Annotated in this window: 13 protein-coding genes; 4 read left to right on the top strand and 9 right to left on the bottom strand. The window is 62.4% G+C overall.

Going from position 1 to position 16,164, the window contains the following annotated elements; translation table 11 throughout:
- Window positions 1-110: 110 nt before the first annotated feature.
- Complete coding sequence (locus tag AC6CIG_RS17565; RefSeq protein ID WP_018097934.1) at window positions 111-467, bottom strand: SPW repeat protein; 357 nt, start codon at window positions 465-467, stop codon at window positions 111-113.
- A gap of 406 nt (window positions 468-873) precedes the next feature.
- Between AC6CIG_RS17565 and AC6CIG_RS17560 the strand changes: the two genes are divergently transcribed.
- Window positions 874-2,532: an arylsulfatase gene (locus AC6CIG_RS17560; RefSeq protein ID WP_018097933.1), complete on the top strand. Its 1,659-nt coding sequence runs from the start codon at window positions 874-876 to the stop codon at window positions 2,530-2,532.
- Between the two features lie 207 nt (window positions 2,533-2,739).
- On the opposite strand, the gene AC6CIG_RS17555 is transcribed toward AC6CIG_RS17560, so the two are convergent.
- From AC6CIG_RS17555 to AC6CIG_RS17520, 8 genes are all read right to left on the bottom strand, one after another.
- Window positions 2,740-4,719 carry a BCCT family transporter gene (locus AC6CIG_RS17555; protein ID WP_026168911.1) on the bottom strand — a complete coding sequence of 660 codons (1,980 nt, stop codon included), beginning with the start codon at window positions 4,717-4,719 and terminating at the stop codon, window positions 2,740-2,742.
- Between the two features lie 146 nt (window positions 4,720-4,865).
- Window positions 4,866-6,212 (bottom strand): BatD family protein, encoded by a 1,347-nt coding sequence (locus tag AC6CIG_RS17550; RefSeq protein ID WP_234704961.1) that lies wholly within the window; start codon window positions 6,210-6,212, stop codon window positions 4,866-4,868.
- Window positions 6,212-7,780: a vWA domain-containing protein gene (locus AC6CIG_RS17545; protein WP_498323163.1), complete on the bottom strand. Its 1,569-nt coding sequence runs from the start codon at window positions 7,778-7,780 to the stop codon at window positions 6,212-6,214. The genes AC6CIG_RS17550 and AC6CIG_RS17545 overlap by 1 nt, the downstream gene beginning before the upstream one ends.
- Window positions 7,777-8,781, bottom strand: a complete 1,005-nt coding sequence (locus AC6CIG_RS17540; protein WP_102762848.1) for a vWA domain-containing protein — start codon at window positions 8,779-8,781, stop codon at window positions 7,777-7,779. Before AC6CIG_RS17540 ends, AC6CIG_RS17545 begins: the two co-directional genes overlap by 4 nt.
- On the bottom strand, window positions 8,768-9,289 hold the full coding sequence (locus tag AC6CIG_RS17535; RefSeq protein WP_498323161.1) for a DUF4381 domain-containing protein: 522 nt from the start codon (window positions 9,287-9,289) through the stop codon (window positions 8,768-8,770). Before AC6CIG_RS17535 ends, AC6CIG_RS17540 begins: the two co-directional genes overlap by 14 nt.
- Window positions 9,290-10,285 (bottom strand): DUF58 domain-containing protein, encoded by a 996-nt coding sequence (locus AC6CIG_RS17530; RefSeq protein ID WP_498323160.1) that lies wholly within the window; start codon window positions 10,283-10,285, stop codon window positions 9,290-9,292. It lies immediately after the preceding gene.
- A gap of 15 nt (window positions 10,286-10,300) precedes the next feature.
- Window positions 10,301-11,272 (bottom strand): AAA family ATPase, encoded by a 972-nt coding sequence (locus AC6CIG_RS17525; RefSeq protein WP_498323158.1) that lies wholly within the window; start codon window positions 11,270-11,272, stop codon window positions 10,301-10,303.
- A 422-nt stretch (window positions 11,273-11,694) separates the two neighbouring features.
- Window positions 11,695-12,918: a hypothetical protein gene (locus tag AC6CIG_RS17520; RefSeq protein WP_498323157.1), complete on the bottom strand. Its 1,224-nt coding sequence runs from the start codon at window positions 12,916-12,918 to the stop codon at window positions 11,695-11,697.
- 287 nt (window positions 12,919-13,205) lie between these two features.
- On the opposite strand from AC6CIG_RS17520, the gene AC6CIG_RS17515 reads away from it, so the two are divergent.
- The 3 genes from AC6CIG_RS17515 to AC6CIG_RS17505 are packed head-to-tail and all read left to right on the top strand — an operon-like array spanning window position 13,206 to window position 16,126.
- Entirely contained in the window at window positions 13,206-15,041 is a 1,836-nt protein-coding gene (locus AC6CIG_RS17515; protein WP_411922290.1) for a sensor histidine kinase, read from the top strand.
- A gap of 9 nt (window positions 15,042-15,050) precedes the next feature.
- A complete protein-coding gene (locus AC6CIG_RS17510) occupies window positions 15,051-15,710 on the top strand; it encodes a response regulator transcription factor (protein WP_018097923.1) in 660 nt (219 codons plus the stop codon).
- Between the two features lie 14 nt (window positions 15,711-15,724).
- Window positions 15,725-16,126: a response regulator transcription factor gene (locus tag AC6CIG_RS17505; RefSeq protein WP_018097922.1), complete on the top strand. Its 402-nt coding sequence runs from the start codon at window positions 15,725-15,727 to the stop codon at window positions 16,124-16,126.
- Window positions 16,127-16,164: the final 38 nt, after the last annotated feature.

Here is a 16,164-nt window from a genome sequence, read left to right as displayed (position 1 = left end):
AGCGGCAGGACCGCTGGACCCTGCGCGCCGCGTTCAACCGATGCGGCGCGCTTTAAATCCACTTGAAACGTTCATGACCCTGGTCGATCCGACCCTGGAGTCATCGTCATCTAGGCGTGTGAATGGTGACGATAGTCCCAGACCGCCCAGGCTGCGATTGCGGCGACGAGCACGCCGAGAATGACGTGGGTCCACATCGCGTTCACATTTCCCATGAAGCCGAGCAGCCAGGGAGAAACGATCAACCACAGGCCGATTACCATATTGGCCCATTCCTCCCATTCGGCGAAGGCCGAAAGGGTTGCGATCGCAAGGGCGCCGAGCACGATGCCGGCGATCCAGGCGTTCCACGTCGGCGCGGCTTCAGCCGCAAAGCCGATGACCCAGGGAGAGAGGAACAGGCACGCTGCCAAGACCAGATTTGCCCAATCCTGGCTTCTTCTTCCTGCCATCAGAGTGTTGGGCATGACAACCTCCACATATGAAGTTTGGCAAAGCGTCACCACTCGCGTGCAGCTTACGTTGCAACTCCGTTCGCCTCCGATCGCACGGTTCTGTAACGCTTTGAATTGCTGCCGTAATTTTACTCGCAAACCGCGGGTGTTTCAAGGAATCCATTAAGACGCGGAGTTTTGACGCCCGCTAGGCCTTCCATAGAGCATGACCAGCTCATGGAAACGGCAGTGACCGCCTGCTGCGCCTTCGTGCGTCCTTTCGGATATTGTAGAAAATCAAAACGGCGGCGCAACGTCCGTCGCGTTGCCCCTTGGTCCAACTTCTCTTGCCAGATGCTTCGGCCGATAATCATGCGGGCTCCAGAGTGCGCGGATCCCGCATGGCTTCGAACGCACAAGTTTAATCAAGGAGTGAAGCATGGGCCTTCCAGATGCTGAAAAGCGAAAAGACGCGACAAATTCCTTCTCGATAGATCGCCGAAGCCTTCTTCTGGGCGGGACGATCCTTGCGGCTGCAGCCGCCGCAAACGGTGCTGCAGCCGTCGGCGAGGCGAAGGCTCAGGAGCAGCCGGCGCCGGCCAATGGCAAACAGCCGAACATCCTCGTCATTTTCGGCGACGACATCGGTATTCCGCAAATCAGCGCTTACACCATGGGTCTGATGGGGTATCGCACGCCGAACATCGATCGTATCGCGGCCGAAGGCGCGATCTTTACCGACTCCTATGGACAGCAGAGCTGCACCGCAGGCCGCGCCTCCTTCATTCTCGGCCAGGAACCGTTCCGCACGGGACTGCTGACGATCGGCATGCCCGGCGACCCGCACGGGATTCAGGATTGGATGCCCACCATTGCCGACGTCATGAAGTCCAAGGGTTACGCCACGGGCCAGTTCGGCAAGAACCACCTGGGCGACCGCGACGAGCACCTGCCGACGAACCACGGCTTCGACGAGTTCTTCGGCAACCTCTACCACCTGAATGCCGAAGAGGAGCCGGAAGGTTATTTCTATCCCAAGGATCCGGAATTCCGGAAGGAGTTTGGGCCGCGCGGAGTCATCAAGGCGAGCGCCGATGGAAAGATCGAGGATACGGGGCCGCTCAACACGAAGCGCATGGAGACCGTTGACGAGGAATTTCTGGCTGCGGCAAAGGATTTCATCGATCGTCAGGCGAAGGCCGACAAGCCGTTCTTCTGCTGGTTCAACTCGACGCGCATGCATGTGTTCACCCACTTGAAGCCGGAGTCTTTGGGCAAGACCGGCAAGGGCATCCATGCCGACGGGATGGTCGAGCACGACGGCCATGTGGGTCAGCTTCTGCAGCAGCTCGACGACCTCGGCATCACCGAAAACACGATTGTGCTCTACACCACCGACAACGGCGCGGAGCTCGCTTTGTGGCCGGACGGCGCTCAGACGATGTTCCACGGAGAGAAGGGCACGACTTGGGAAGGTGGTTTCCGCATCCCGATGATGGTCCGGTGGCCGGGTGTGGTGAAGCCGGGCACGCAGATAAACGAGCCGGTGACCCTTATGGACTGGATGCCGACATTCGCGACGGCAGCCGGCATCCCGGACCTGAAGGAGCAGATGAAAAACGGCTTCCAATCCGCAGGGAAGACGTTCAAAGTTCACCTCGACGGCTATGATCTCACCGAGCTGCTGAAGGGCGAGGCCAAGGAACCTCCGCGCGAGACGGTCTACTATTTCGATCAGGGCGGTAATCTGAACGCAATACGCTGGAACGACTGGAAACTGAGCTTTGCCACGGCCAGCCACGGCAACATCGCAACCGCGACCCGCGAGGTATCCAGTTGGGCCCTGATCGCCAATCTCCGGATGGATCCCTATGAGAGGGCGATGGAGGACGGTGGTGGTGCGGTCGAGTTCCTGGCGCGCAACATGTGGCTGCTGGTGCCGATACAAGGAAAGATAAAGGAGCTGTTCGCGGACTTCGAGCAGTTCCCGTTCCAGACCGGCAGCACGCTGAACGCAAGCGGCATAAATTACGGCCTGCTGCAGCAGCAGGCGGCGCTGAAACGGCTCAAGGAGCTGGAAAGCCTGGCGCCGCGTTGATGCACGTCTTCGGAGCCCGCCGCTATCTCCAGTAGGGTGAGCAATTCAGACGAGTAACGAGGATCGCATATTCCAGCCCTATTGCGATCTTCGGGAAAGGCGGGGTAAGCCTCCGCCTTTCCTTTTCGGATATCCTGGCAATGTTCTAACCTTTTAGTCCACGCACTTCCGGACGGAAAACCGTCACACACTTTTCCTGGAAGTGCTCTATTGCTCTTCGGGCGAGGTCGCCAGCAGCGAGGACGCCGGGGACCGTACGAAGCCCGTGTATCGCTCGAACTGAAACAGAACATCGTTGATGATCTGGTTGTCCGCCATTCCCATGATGTCATAGCCGCGGCTACCGTCCGAAAAGAAGGTGCGCGCCTCGTAGCGGACATCTGCCACGGTTGCGTCATGCGCGGTGAAGGCCGGAAGTTTGTGTTCCGACATTTGCACGCCGTAGACGAAATCGCGATGGCCTTCGGCCGGAACTGTGAGGGTCAGTGCTCCGGTTTCGGCATCCCGATTGACCGAAGCCGGCCGGGACCGGCGCGTCAGTTCCTTGGCCACTGCCTCCAGGGCCGGAAGCACGGAGGCTTGCAGGAATTTCTCCACCGCCCGTTTGTCCGGCGTGCTCAAGGTCATCGCCAGGCGCCGCTGCCAGGGCACGCCGGACGCGGGATAGGCTCTTGGACCGACCGATCCGGGTGATTGTGTGCGGGCGAGATCGGCCCGCATCCCGACGAACAGCGACCAAACCAGAATGAGCATCACGAAGCTGAACGGCAGTGCCGTGGAGATCGTGGCGGATTGGAGTGCCGTCAGCCCGCCGGTGGAGAGCAGAACGGCCGCCACGATACCGCTGAGCGAACACCAGAAAATCCGCTGAAGAGCAGGTGTTGCCGTTTCTCCGCCGGACGCAATCGTGTCGATCACCAGCGAGCCGGAGTCGCTGGACGTCACGAAGAATATGCTGACGAGCAGAACCGCGAGCGTCGAGGTTACCGCGGGCCACGGCAGATATTCGAAGAACTGGAAAAGGGCGACCGAAAGGTCCGCCTTCACGTCGCGCGCCAGCTCGCCGTTGGCGATCGTCGTGTCCACGTAGATCGCCGTGTTTCCAAAGACCGTCATCCAGAGGAAAGTGAACAGGGCGGGTACGAAGAGGACGGCGGTGACGAACTCTCTCACGGTACGCCCACGGGAAATGCGCGCGATGAACATGCCGACGAAGGGTGACCAGGAAATCCACCATGCCCAATAGAACAGGGTCCAGCTGTCGATCCACGGACGCGGCTCGTAGGCATAGATGTTGAAGGTTCGCAAAACCAGGCTATCGAGGTAGAGACCGATGTTCTGGACGAAGTCGCGCATGAGCGTGCCCGTCGGTCCGACCACGAGCACGAAGAGCATCAGCATTACTGCCAGGAACAGATTGGTCTCGCTGAGAATGCGGACACCCTTTTCGACGCCGCTGACCACCGAGACCGTCGCTATTGCCGTGACCACGGTCACGAGCAGGAGCTGGACGTAGATCGACTGGGGGACACCCAACAAATAATTCAGTCCGGAGTTTATCTGAAGGACTCCGAATCCGAGCGAGGTTGCGAGCCCGAACATTGTCCCGCAGATCGCGAAAATATCCACGACATGTCCGATCGGCCCGTGAATACCCTCCTTGAGGAGCGGGTAGAGGCCGGATCGGACGGTCAGGGGTAAGTTGTACCGGTATCCGAAATAGGCGAGTGACAGCCCGACGACCGAGTATATCGCCCAGGCGTGCACCCCCCAATGGAAGAAGGTTACGCTCATTGCCTCGCGCTGGGCTGCGATCGTCAGCGGTTCGGCTTCCGGCGGCGAAGCAAAATGCGTCATCGGCTCGCCGACGGCAAAATACATGAGGCCAATGCCCATGCCGGCGGCGAACAACATGGCGATCCAGGACAGGTACCTGAATTCGGGTTCTGAATCGTCCGGCCCGAGCTTCAGCTCGCCGTAGCGGCTGAACGCCAGAAAGAGCATCGAAAACAGAAAGATCGCGACCGCGAGCAGGTAGAGCCAACCGAAACCGGACAGGATCGCAGATTGCATTCCGCTGAAAATCGCTTCAGCTCTCTTAGGCGCAACCACACCTATCCCGACGAACAGAGCGATGACGCCTACCGAACCCACGAACACCGGCATATTCACTTTGAGATACTGCACTTAATGCCACCTCCCCACAGATTCTGCGCCCACGAGCGGACGAGGAAAAGCACGTGTGATCTCCCTCGAATCCCTTCCGGCATAGTAGCACGCCTGCCCATCGCACCGACGCATCGATGAGACGACCCGGTTTCGTATTCGTCGCATCAGGGCATGGTCGGGTTGAGTGGGTGCAAGGCGGGCTCGCGTCGTCGGGGCGCCTTCTCTCCTTGAGCCAGCCAGATCTTCCGTGCCTTTTTCAGCCCCGGAAGGAGCAGGTCTCCGCGCACCGGCGCGGAAGATGCCTTCGCAAGGCCGTAAAGCCTTCCTTGCCGGGCCCGGTAGACCTGCTGCGTTTCGGCGTCGGCAAATCGTTCGAGCCAGAATTCGAGCGGCATCACTGCCGCCTTGCGCGACCAGGCGTCGAGCGCGCGCGCGATGGCCTCGTCCGAGCCGCTCCTGCAGGCCTGCTCCACCTGACGGAAAAATGCCGGTTCCGATTGCCGCTCTTTCGAGCGGCGTTCCTGCCACCATGCTTCCAGCCGACTCAGTCCGTTGGCCGCAGCCCAAAGGACGAGGGCAGTGAGCAACACGCCACCGCCGATCACAGTCAGCCGCAGCCAGTCGAAGGGCGGGCGTTGCGGCTCGGCCGCCGGAGGCGCGATGGCCGGGGAGTGGGAGGCCGCGGCTGCAACGGTCACGTTTACGGCGGGTGCGCTTGCCGATTGCGTCGCCGCGGAGGCCGGGTCGAACCAGCTCAGGGCCACCGCGGGCAGGACATAGGTGCCGGGCTCCCGGAAGAGATAGCTTGCAACATCCTTGCGGATACCCGCAATTGACTGGCCGTTGCGGTCCGTTTCTTCCGAAAGTGCGGGATCCTGCCGGTAGAGGCGTACCCCGTCCGGGGCTGAAAAATCCGGCTCGGGGATCATCATGGCGCGAAGGCCTACGGCGCGCACGGCGATCGTCCGGACCAGAGTGTCCCCCGCCTTCAGAGCTGCCGGATCCCGGTCGAGTTCCTGGCTGATGCTGACCTTTGCGGCGACCACACCGGGACGTTCTCCGGCATCCGCGGGTGCTTCCCGAACGGTGAAGCGAAGCGGTGGAAGCGTAACTTCGCCGCGGGTGGCCTGAGGGGGTACTGCCGCATAGCCGAAAGTGATCACGGCAGGAGGCAAGGTGAAATCGCCCGACGATTGAGCCGTGACGATATAGGTGCGGCGAATGCCGGAGTAAGCGGTCCCGTCGATCGTTTCGTTGAGGTTGAGCGCCCGCCCGTCGTCAAGCGTCACGATCGCGCCCGGAAGGTCGATCGCGGGGAACTGCGGTGGCTGGAGGAAGTAATTCGGGACAAGCACGTCGACGTCTATGAGAATTTGCTGACCGGCATAGAGCGTTCCCTCCGACTGCAATGCGGCCCGGGCGAGCGGATCGGCGGATAGCGCCGGACCGGCGGCAGCGATCCAGCAGAACAGCGCTGCAACGAGTTGACACAAACGGGACGCTGGTGTCATCATTGTCGCTCCCCTTCCGATGCCTCGATCGCGAACTTGCGTGCGAGAAGGGCGACCGGCGAAACCTGGATGTTGCGCATCCACATCTCCGCCGTCTGCGCGCCGGCCTGGACCTTACCCTCCTTGCCGTGCTTGGCCTTGTCGTCGAACTGTACTTCGTCCGGGTCCAGTCCGGCGGCCTCCTGCTGCTTTTCCTCTTCCTGCTTGTCCTTCTCCTTCTTGCGCCGTTGCGCAAGCGCCAGATTGGTCTTTGCCTCGGTCCAATCGGCGCGCTGCTTGAGAGCCTGCTGGTAGGCGGCGATCGCTTCGTCGGGTTTGTCCAGATGCATCAGGGCGTTGCCTTGATTGAAATAGCTCTCCGGTGCCGTGGATTGGGCAAAGGCGTCGATCGCGTCCTGATAACGGCCGGCGCGATAGAGCGAAACACCGCGCCATTGCGGCTCGGCGAAGTGTTCTGCCGCGGCGGCATAGTCGCCGCGGGAGAAAGCGCGCTGTCCCTGCTGGTCGGGCGTCAGCCACATGTCCACGAAATCTGCCGCCTCCCCCCGCCCGGACATGGCGAACGACAGGAGCAACACGACGGCCCCGAGCCAACGGACGCTCTGACCCCGGCGGAAGGTGAACGCGACCAGGATCGCGACCGCGATGGTCAGGTACCAGCCCATATCGCGCCAACGGGTAAGACCCTCCTCCGTTCTTTGTGCGAAGGACGTCTGTATGCGCCGGACGATCCAGTCGACGTCGCCATCATCCAGGGTGACCGTCGCCACCTGCGCAGAGGAGGCCGACTGGAGTTCCTTCAAGGCGTCGACATCGAGCCGTGCCTGAACGCGGGCGCCGCTGCCGTCCGTCAGATATTCTCCGCTGCCGATTTTCACCGGGCCGCCTTCTTCGGTGCCGATGCCCAGCACCATCAGGTCGTTGCGGCCCTGATATTGCGAGAAAGCGGCAAATGCGCCCTGCTCGACGCCATCGGTCAGAAACAGGATCGTGCCCGGCGCCGGCTCGGCGGCCAGGGCCGCCTCGGCGGCTTCGAGCGCCGTGGCGGTGTCCTTGCCTTCGACGGGCATGAGGGCTGGCGACAGGGCCGCGAGATAGGTGGCGATAAGCGACGCGTCCTCGGTCAGGGGCAGCACCATGTGGGCCGTGCCGGCATAGGCGAACAATGCCGTCCGGGCGCCTTTCCGTCTGGCCATGATGTCGCGCACCTTGAGCATGGCGCGCTCGAGCCGCGTCGGCGAGATGTCGGTCGCATTCATCGTCCGGCCCAAGTCGACCGCGATCGCGAGCGGCGCCGTGTCTTCGACGAAGGGGGGACGCTCGCGTTCCCATGTCGGACCCGCCGCGGCAAGGCCCGAGAGGGCAATCAGGCCGGCCACCAGATAGATGGGCCGGAACGTGCGCGCCTGGCCGCGGTCGACGAGGAGGTGATCGAGCAGATTGGGCGCGATCAGGTGCTTCCAGCGGGAGCGCATATCCGATTGCCGGCGCATGAGCCATACGAGCAGTCCCGCCGCCAGGACCGCAAGCAGCCACCACGGGCGAAGGAAGTGGAAATCGGCGATCATGCTTCTGCCTCGCTGTTACGCCTGCGGGCGGCGCGGATCGACAACAGCCACATCAAGCCGTGATAGCCGAGCACGAGGAGAACGGCGGCACCCAGCGGGTAGTGGAACAGCTCGATGCGTGGCCGCCAGCTCAGCGTCTTCTGGTTCGCCGGCGTGATGCTGTCGAGCACAGCGTAGATATCTGCAAGCGCCTGCTGGTCCTGGCCGAAGAAATATCGCCCTCCGGTCGCAGAGGCGATCTTCTGCAGAACTGCCGTGTCGAGCTTCTCCTCTCCTTCGGCATTTGGATCGCCGATGCCGATCGCATGGATGCGGATGTTGTTCTGACCCGCGATCTCGGCTGCCTTGTCGGGCGGCATCTTGCTTGCGGTGTCGTTGCCGTCGGTCAGGACCACCAGCACTTTGTCGGGCGCCCGGCTCTCCTTGAACAGCTTGATCGACAGCCCGATCGCGTCGCCCAGCGCGGTTCGCGGGCCGGCCATTCCGGGCAAGCCGCCCGTCAGCATGGATCGGACGGTCGTATGATCCATGGTGAAGGGAACGAGCGGGTAGGGAGCGTCGCCGAAGGCGATCAAGCCGAGCCGATCATGCGGGCGGCGCTCGACGAAGTCGGCGACCACGGCCTTTACCGCATCGACCCGCGCCTCGAGATTACCCTGCGGATCGCTGAAGTCGCGCGTGTCCATCGATTGGGAAAGGTCGAGGGCGAGCATGAGATCGCGCTGCGGCTCGGTCTTCTCGATCGGCGGCTCGACGAATTGCGGGCGGGCGAGCGCCGTCAGTACCAGAAGCCAGCAGATCGGTGCGAGGATCTTTTGGAGCAGGTTGGCACGCGGCACGACCGAGCCTTCCGTCGGGCCGATGCCTGCGGCCCTGGTGATATCCTCGAAGAAGGGAATGCGCACCGCCGGCGTCTGCTCCCGGTATGGCGGCAGCAGCCACCAGACGAGAAGGGGCGCGGGCAGGAGCACGAGGAGCCAGGGATGGTCAAGGACGTACATCGTGGGCCTCGATCCATTGGCATGCCGCCGCGAGGCTCCGACGCGTCGTAGCCTCGTCCGTCGAGGCTAGCGCCGACGGGCGGTATTCGCTCTCGGCGAAGAAACGACAGGCTTCGTCATCCAGCCTCGCCGTGCCGGCATGTGCGCGGAGGAAATCGGACCAGCCTTCACCGCTGAGGGAGGCGACCGTTTCCCTCTGCCAGGCCGCGAGCGCAGTGCGCTTGAGAAGCGCGGGCAGGCTCTGCAAGGCGTGTCTGCGCCCGGCCGGCGTGTCGATGGCCTTCTCCAGATAGGAGAGTTCCGCGAGCGCTTCCCGGCGATAACGGTTCCGTGCGCGTCGGCGCAGCCAACGCCAAAGGAGCGCGGCGAGGACGAGCGCCACCGCCGTGATGAGTGCTGCCCAGCCCCAGGTGGCCGGCATCATCGATACGTGCGGCGGCAAGGCGATATCGGCCATCTGCCGCAAGGTGGCGTCGAGCATCGGATCGGGCGCGGGGGTCGGGTCCATCTACCGCCTCCTTTGCCGCCAGGCAAGTTGGCCGAGGAGCGTGCGCAATTGCGGTGCCACTTCTTCGGCCGCGGAGACAGGCAGCATGGGCAGCCCCATCTCCTCCTGCCACGAAAGCAGTTCGCGGCCCCTGTTGCGCGCAAAACTGTCTACCGCATCGCGAACATTGCCGCGGCCGAACTGCAACTCGGCCTGAAGCGCGCCGCCGCTCACGACCATTTCGCCCTGGCGCGGCAGGTCGAGGAGGAAAGGATCGTAGACGAGGACGGCAATGACGTCGTTTGCGACGGACATTCGCAAGAGAAGATCGCGTGTCTCCGGCCCATGCCCGTCGAAATCACTGACGACAATGATCAGATGGTCGTGCCGGGCGAGGGCTGCGACGCTGCCGAGAACGGCATTCAGTTGACCGGGCGACCTCTCGATGTCGGAATCTGCGCTGAGCGCATTGTTCTGGATCGAAATCGTTTCGGCGAAACGGATGACGGCCCCGCGGCTCCGGTGCGGCCGGATGCCTTCCTGCTTCACGTCGTTGAAGACCACGCCGCCGACGCGATCGCCGAGCGTCATCACGCGCCAGGCGCATAGCGCCGCAACCTCGGCCGCGGCTACCGATTTCATCGACCGGCGGCTTCCGAAGAACATGTTGGTGCGCTCGTCGACGACGATGAGGGCGGGGCGGTCCTTCTCTTCGTTATAGACGCGCACGAATGGCTGCCCGGTGCGGGCAGTGACGCGCCAGTCGATCGTTCGGACATCGTCCCCCGGCATATAGGTTCGAAGTTCCTCGAAGCTCAGGCCACGACCGCGCATGCGCGATTCATGGCGCCCGGCGAGGAAGCGGCGAACGGGGGCCTTGCGCAGGAACGTCAGGTCGGTGGCGATCGATTCCAGCGCCACGAGATTGTCGACGGAAACGTAGGCGCCATCCGTATCGCCTGCGGCCCGGCATACGATCTCCTTCGTTCTTCCGAATGCGGGCAGAGAAATTGCCATCGCAAGTCCTCCCGATCAGGCGGTTGCCACTTTCTCCACGATCCGGTCGACGGCCTGATCCGCGGTGATCCCGCCGGCATGGGCCTCGTAGGAGAGCACGAGCCTGTGGCGGAATACGTCGTGGACGATCGCCTGGACGTCGTCCGGCGTCACGAAATCCCGACCCTTCAACCAGGCGTGAGCACGCGAGACCTTGTCGAGCCCGATCACGCCTCGCGGACTGGCGCCGACCTGGATCCATTTGGCGAGTTCCGGATCGATCTTGTCAGGATAGCGCGTCGCCATGACGAGCGCGACGATATAGTCCTCGACCGCCTTGGAGACGGCAACCTCCGATATCTCGCTTCGCGCGGCGAGCACCACCTCGGCGGCGAGCTTCTGCACCTCTGTGCTCTTTGCGTGCGGCGCTTTTTCCTCGGAACGGACGAGCTCCATGATTGCGACTTCCGAATTCGCATCCGGATAGTCGACGCGGACATGCATCAGGAACCGGTCGAGCTGAGCCTCGGGCAGGGGATAGGTACCCTCCTGCTCGATCGGGTTCTGCGTTGCCATGACCAGGAAGAGGGCCGGCAGCGGGTGGCTCTTGCCGCCGACCGTGACCTGCCGTTCCTCCATCGCCTCCAGTAGCGCCGACTGCACCTTTGCCGGCGCGCGGTTGATCTCGTCGGCGCGGATCAGATTGGCGAAGACCGGCCCCTGCTGGAATTTGAACTCGCCCTTGCCGCCTTCGCTGAAATACACTTCGGAGCCGGTAATGTCGGAGGGCAGCAGGTCGGGGGTGAACTGGATGCGCGACAGGCTGGCCTCGAGGTTCTTGGCGAGGCTCTTGATCGCCCTGGTCTTGGCAAGCCCGGGCAGGCCCTCGACAAGAAGGTGGCCGTTGCCGAGCAGGCCGAGCAGAAGACGCTCGATCATAGCTTCCTGGCCGATGATCGATTGCCCGATCCTTTTGCCGAGTGCTTGAATGTCTTCCCGGTTTCCCATCGCGTTCCCCTCTGTCCATTCGCGTACGCATTTTACCCATTCGAGCAGTCGGTTTCGATGCACGGCACGTGCACGTGAAGGTTGCATCAATAAGCGCCAAGCTTCCCTTGGTACGCGTTGACTTGCCAGCATCGCGGCCAGGGCGACCACCACAGGCCCAATGAGCGGCAGCAATACGTTCGAGATTCCCGAACTGGAACTTGCCAATCCAGTATCCGCCCGCCAGCGCCAGAAAAAACGCTATTTTCGGGAGACTGATGCAGAAGGGACTGGATGAATGTCACTGATGCTCCCATCGGAAACGGTAAAAATAGAATGTGCGTGCAACGAATGGTCGGCAACGCGTCGTAAGATGACCACACTCAAAACTGCCGGGATTGGCTCGGCTCGGCGCCCGGGACCTTGAGACCACTCCGCCTCCTTTAAAGGAGGAGCAGCTTCTTCATCACTGAGAAAACCTCCTTGTAGGGCAGTTTCGTCGCGCCGGCGACGGCAAAGGGAATGAGCGCCGCTGCGGCCACCGGCACCACCGCCGCGCGGCTGACCAGCACCGTCTTAAGCTTCTGCGTCGCATCGAACAGCTTGCTCGGATCTGCAATCTCGTCTGCCGGCTCTGGCGTGGGGTCCTCGAAGATATTGCGGCCCACCGCCTTGCGTTCGGCGGCCCGGTGGTAGCGTGTCGCCTGGGCGCCGAGCAATGCCAGGCCGTCCTGCTTCAGGCGGGAGAGCGGAGGTGTGAAGGCGGAAAGCGGATAGGCGAAAAAGGCGATCACGATTGCGAGCCAGCCGGTCATGACCATGCTGAACGTCGTCATGGAGAGACCCTCCTGGAGGAGGTTCTTTGCGATTGCGGCCGCAATTGCCGAACTCATCCCGAAGACGAAGAAGACGTAAGCGTTCGGGTATTGGGCGATGAAGGCCAATCCGCCCTTTCCGTCCGGATGGGTCGCGACGAGCCGAAGGTCGAGCCCGGCGATACGGCGCAAAAGGTGCGCCCAGACGAGGTGCCGCCACATGCCCCTGAGAAAGAGAAAGACGAAGAGGGGAAGGCTGACGCAGATCGACCACCAGCCGGCCGCAGAAATCCTGTTGCCTTCGGGCCGGTGCTCGACCGCCCAGGAGGAAACGTCGACCGTATGGAAGTTGAGGTAGGAAAGGGCTGCGGCGAAGATTGCGACCACGAGACATACGAGTTCCACCCGTCGCGAGTCACGTTGACGCAGCGCCTCCGACAGTTCGCGCGTGGCCTGGGCCATCGCGGTCGGCGCGATTATCGGGGCACGCACGAACTGCGCCAGGCGAGCCCTGAGACCCCGTTCGACCTGCTGCTCTGCCAGAACGAAGGCGCCGATGCCGATGAAGAACTTCGCCCATACTCCGGGATCGGCGAGATAGGCGTTGTGGCTGTGGTCAAGGGAGAAGCTGCGCGGAATGCCGAGCAGGAATGGCACGCCCCAGGCCAGTGCAACGAAGAGAACGGCTCTAGTTCCCGCCCGAAGCGTGTTTTCCCGCAGCAGCCTCAGTTGCGCCTGCAACTCGAAAAAGGGTCCGCCATGCGACGCGCGAAAATTGGCGAGGCTGGCCGATGGGGAGTTCCCTACCGCGTCATTATTCGCCGACGGATGTGCAGCACCGTTCACGCTCATGACCACCATAGTTCATCGCTCAAAAACGGGGCCGGCACTCGCATATGCCGACGAGCCCGTAATTTATCCATCAGCGATTTTCGGGATGAGTGATAGATGGACCAAGGGCCAACTCCGGTCCGCCGGTTTTTCCGGCTGCCGGCGGTGGCTCGAATACCCCTAGAACTTCATGGCTTGCAATTGAGTCAAGCACCGCACAACGGTAAATAGTCATCAGCTTGACATGATTGTTTGGATTTATTCTATCGGCCGGTTGGCGGATGCATGGAGTACGGCCGGGGGGCACAGTGCTGCGACTTCGACCGCGAGCGGTCATTCTTAGTTTGTTCGTGCTGTTGGCGATGGCTTTTGGTGGCCGTGCCGATCATCCCAAGCGCGTGCTCCTGGTCTATGAAAGCGAAAGTACGCTCCTTGCCGCCGAGCAAATCGCCTCGGGTTTCCACGAGTATATGGAAGCGAACGCGCCGGAACACATCGAATACTATACGGAATATCTCGACACCCTTCGCTTTTCGACGGCGGAGCACCGAGCCCGGCTTGCAGGTTTCCTGGAGGCTAAATACCGTCCGTTGAAACTGGATGTCGTGGTGGCCGCAGGCCCCGGAGCGCTACGGTTCGTTGTGGAGACTCGTGAGCGTTTCGCCAGGAACGTCCCCGTCGTCTTCGGTGCGGTCACGGAGAGTTCCGCGGCCGCCGGGAGCCTTCCCGCCGACGTCAAGGGCGTGATCAGCCGATTCGATCTGGCCAAAACCGTTCAGCTGGCCAGTCGTCTTCAGCCGCAGGCGCGTAAACTGACGGTAATGTACGGCTCGGCGCCGTTCGACCGGCGATGGGGCGACACCGCGTTCGCCGTGCTGGGGAAGCGTTACGCCGGCCTCGACGTCGAATATGTCTCCGGTCTCTCGCTCGACGGCTTCCGGAGCACGGCCGCCGGCCTTTCCTCCGACACGGCCCTCGTCATACTCACCGTCTTTCAGGATGCCGAGGGCACGAAATTCGTCCCTCGCGACGCGGCAGCCGCTATAACGGAAGCATCGAATGCGCCCGTCTACTCGGTCTATGGTTCCTATTTCGGCCCGAAAGTCGTGGGCGGTCACGTGGGCACGTTTCAGTCCACCGGAGCGCAGATGGCGGCGCTTTCGCTCGACATCGTACGCGGTGATCATTCGGCGCCCCAGACCACCCCCGCACGGGAGGCGGCGGTCGTCGATTGGGGCGCAGTCCAGCATTGGGGGATCGACGATATTCTGATACCCGACGGCGCAGAAATCGTGGGCTTCGAGCCAAGTGCCTGGGAGCGTTACCGCATCCCCATTAGCGCGGCACTCCTGGTGATGGCGGCTCAAATGCTGACGATCGCCGCGCTCGTCTATCAGAACCAGCGGGGCCGGAGGCTCGAAGCGACGCTCGCCTCCGAACGTATCGAGCTTGCACACCTTTCCAGACGGTCGCAGCTCGGAGAGCTCTCCGGCGCCTTCGCGCATGAACTGACGCAACCGCTGACCTCCATTCTCGCCAACGCCGAGGCAGGACAGAAGATCGCCAGCGAGCAGGCCCCGGACATGGAAGAAATCCGTGCGATCTTCGATGACATCGTCGCAGACGACAGACGGGCCTCCTCGGTGATTTCGCAGTTGCGCAGCATGATGCTGAAGGGCGAGGCCTCACAGGAAATCCTCGACCTCAATGAGGCGGTACGCCAGACCGTCGCTCTGGCGCGCGCAGAGATGGTGGCACGCCGCACCGAGGTGGAGGTCCAGGATGAATGGGCGAGCGTGCGCGTCAAGGCCAACCTCGTTCAGCTTCAGCAGGTGATCCTGAACCTGCTCGTGAATGCCGCGGATGCGATGGCCGACATCCCGCCAAAGCAACGGCGGGTTGAAATAGCGGTTGCGAACGGCAAGAATGGGTATTGTGAATTGTCCGTCGAGGACATGGGACCCGGCATTCCCGCTGAGATGCGCAGCGAGGTGTTCAAGCCGTTTGTGAGCTCGAAGAAGGGCGGTCTCGGTCTCGGCCTCGCCATCTGCCGGAGCATCGTCGAGGCGCAGGGCGGGAAGTTGTTCTTCGACGATGCCGTGAAGCGGGGAGCGCGGGCCGTGGTTATTCTGCCGTCAGCCTAGAGGTGTCTCATGGGGGAAAACGCCGGAAAAGTACTGCTGCTGGACGACGACGAATCCGTGCTGCGGTCTCTGAGGAGGCTGCTTTCGGCTTCGGGTTACCTGGTGACGGTGTACCGGGATGCCCGCGCGTTCCTGGCATCCGAGGATCTCAACACGGCCGATTGCGTCATACTGGATCTAGGTCTGCCGGACTCCGACGGTTTTCGCGTGCAGGAGGCACTCGCAGCGGCTGGCGGAAGCCAGTCCATCGTTTTCCTGACGGGCAGGGGCGATATCCCGGCAAGTGTGCGTGCGATGAAGGCGGGTGCCGTCGACTTCCTGACGAAGCCCGTCGAGGCGGAGACGCTGCTGGCTGCCGTAAACGTGGCGCGCCAGCGCGCACGCTCCTGGCGTGAGACGGAAGAGAAGAAGGCGAGCGTGGTGAGGCGGCTCGAAAGCCTGACGGCCCGGGAAACGCAGGTCATGCATCTTGTCGTGGCCGGCCTTCTCAACAAGCAGATAGCGGCCGATCTCGGGACGGTCGAAAAGACCATCAAGGTTCACCGGGGCCGCATGATGGCGAAACTGGGCGTACGAACGGTCGCGGACCTTGTTCGCCTGGTCGCTGTTGCAGACCCTCCTGCCGGGGGCATTGGTCCCAAGTCCAACTACGATCAGCCAGGGCCTTGATATATGAATGATGGATGAGCGAGGGTCAGCGTATCATTGCCATTGTCGATGACGACGAGCTGGTTCGTCGCGCGCTTTGTCGACTCGTGCTGTCGCTGTCCTTCAAGCCGGTGGCGTTCGCCTCGGGCGAAATGTTCCTCGAAGAACTCGAAGAGGCCAAGCCGTCCTGCGTACTCCTTGATTTTCACATGCCGAACATGAACGGGCTCGACATATTGCACGAGCTCAGGGGAAGGCAGCCAAGGCCTGCCGTAATCGTCATAAGCGGCGCGGATGAAGAGGGGGTGCGTGAGAGCTGCATGCGCGCGGGCGCTGCGGGTTTCCTCAACAAGCCGCTCTCCCGCGCCTCGCTGTCAGCGGCCATCGATGGCCTGCGAGACGATCGGCGCCCGATATCGGCGCCGCGCTCCAGATAGACCCGATGGACGGAATGAGTGTTTTCCCTCCGGAAGTG

Source organism: Sinorhizobium sp. GQ132 (assembly GCF_059758575.1).
This window is presented reverse-complemented; position numbering and strand designations above follow the sequence as displayed.

Coding starts and splice junctions, on each gene's coding strand:
- AC6CIG_RS17565 (WP_018097934.1), bottom strand. CDS start 467: ATGCCCAACACTCTGATGGCAGGAAGAAGAAGCCAGGATTGGGCAAAT.
- AC6CIG_RS17560 (WP_018097933.1), top strand. CDS start 874: ATGGGCCTTCCAGATGCTGAAAAGCGAAAAGACGCGACAAATTCCTTC.
- AC6CIG_RS17550 (WP_234704961.1), bottom strand. CDS start 6,212: ATGACACCAGCGTCCCGTTTGTGTCAACTCGTTGCAGCGCTGTTCTGC.
- AC6CIG_RS17545 (WP_498323163.1), bottom strand. CDS start 7,780: ATGATCGCCGATTTCCACTTCCTTCGCCCGTGGTGGCTGCTTGCGGTC.
- AC6CIG_RS17540 (WP_102762848.1), bottom strand. CDS start 8,781: ATGTACGTCCTTGACCATCCCTGGCTCCTCGTGCTCCTGCCCGCGCCC.
- AC6CIG_RS17535 (WP_498323161.1), bottom strand. CDS start 9,289: ATGGACCCGACCCCCGCGCCCGATCCGATGCTCGACGCCACCTTGCGG.
- AC6CIG_RS17530 (WP_498323160.1), bottom strand. CDS start 10,285: ATGGCAATTTCTCTGCCCGCATTCGGAAGAACGAAGGAGATCGTATGC.
- AC6CIG_RS17525 (WP_498323158.1), bottom strand. CDS start 11,272: ATGGGAAACCGGGAAGACATTCAAGCACTCGGCAAAAGGATCGGGCAA.
- AC6CIG_RS17520 (WP_498323157.1), bottom strand. CDS start 12,918: ATGAGCGTGAACGGTGCTGCACATCCGTCGGCGAATAATGACGCGGTA.
- AC6CIG_RS17510 (WP_018097923.1), top strand. CDS start 15,051: ATGGGGGAAAACGCCGGAAAAGTACTGCTGCTGGACGACGACGAATCC.
- AC6CIG_RS17505 (WP_018097922.1), top strand. CDS start 15,725: ATGAGCGAGGGTCAGCGTATCATTGCCATTGTCGATGACGACGAGCTG.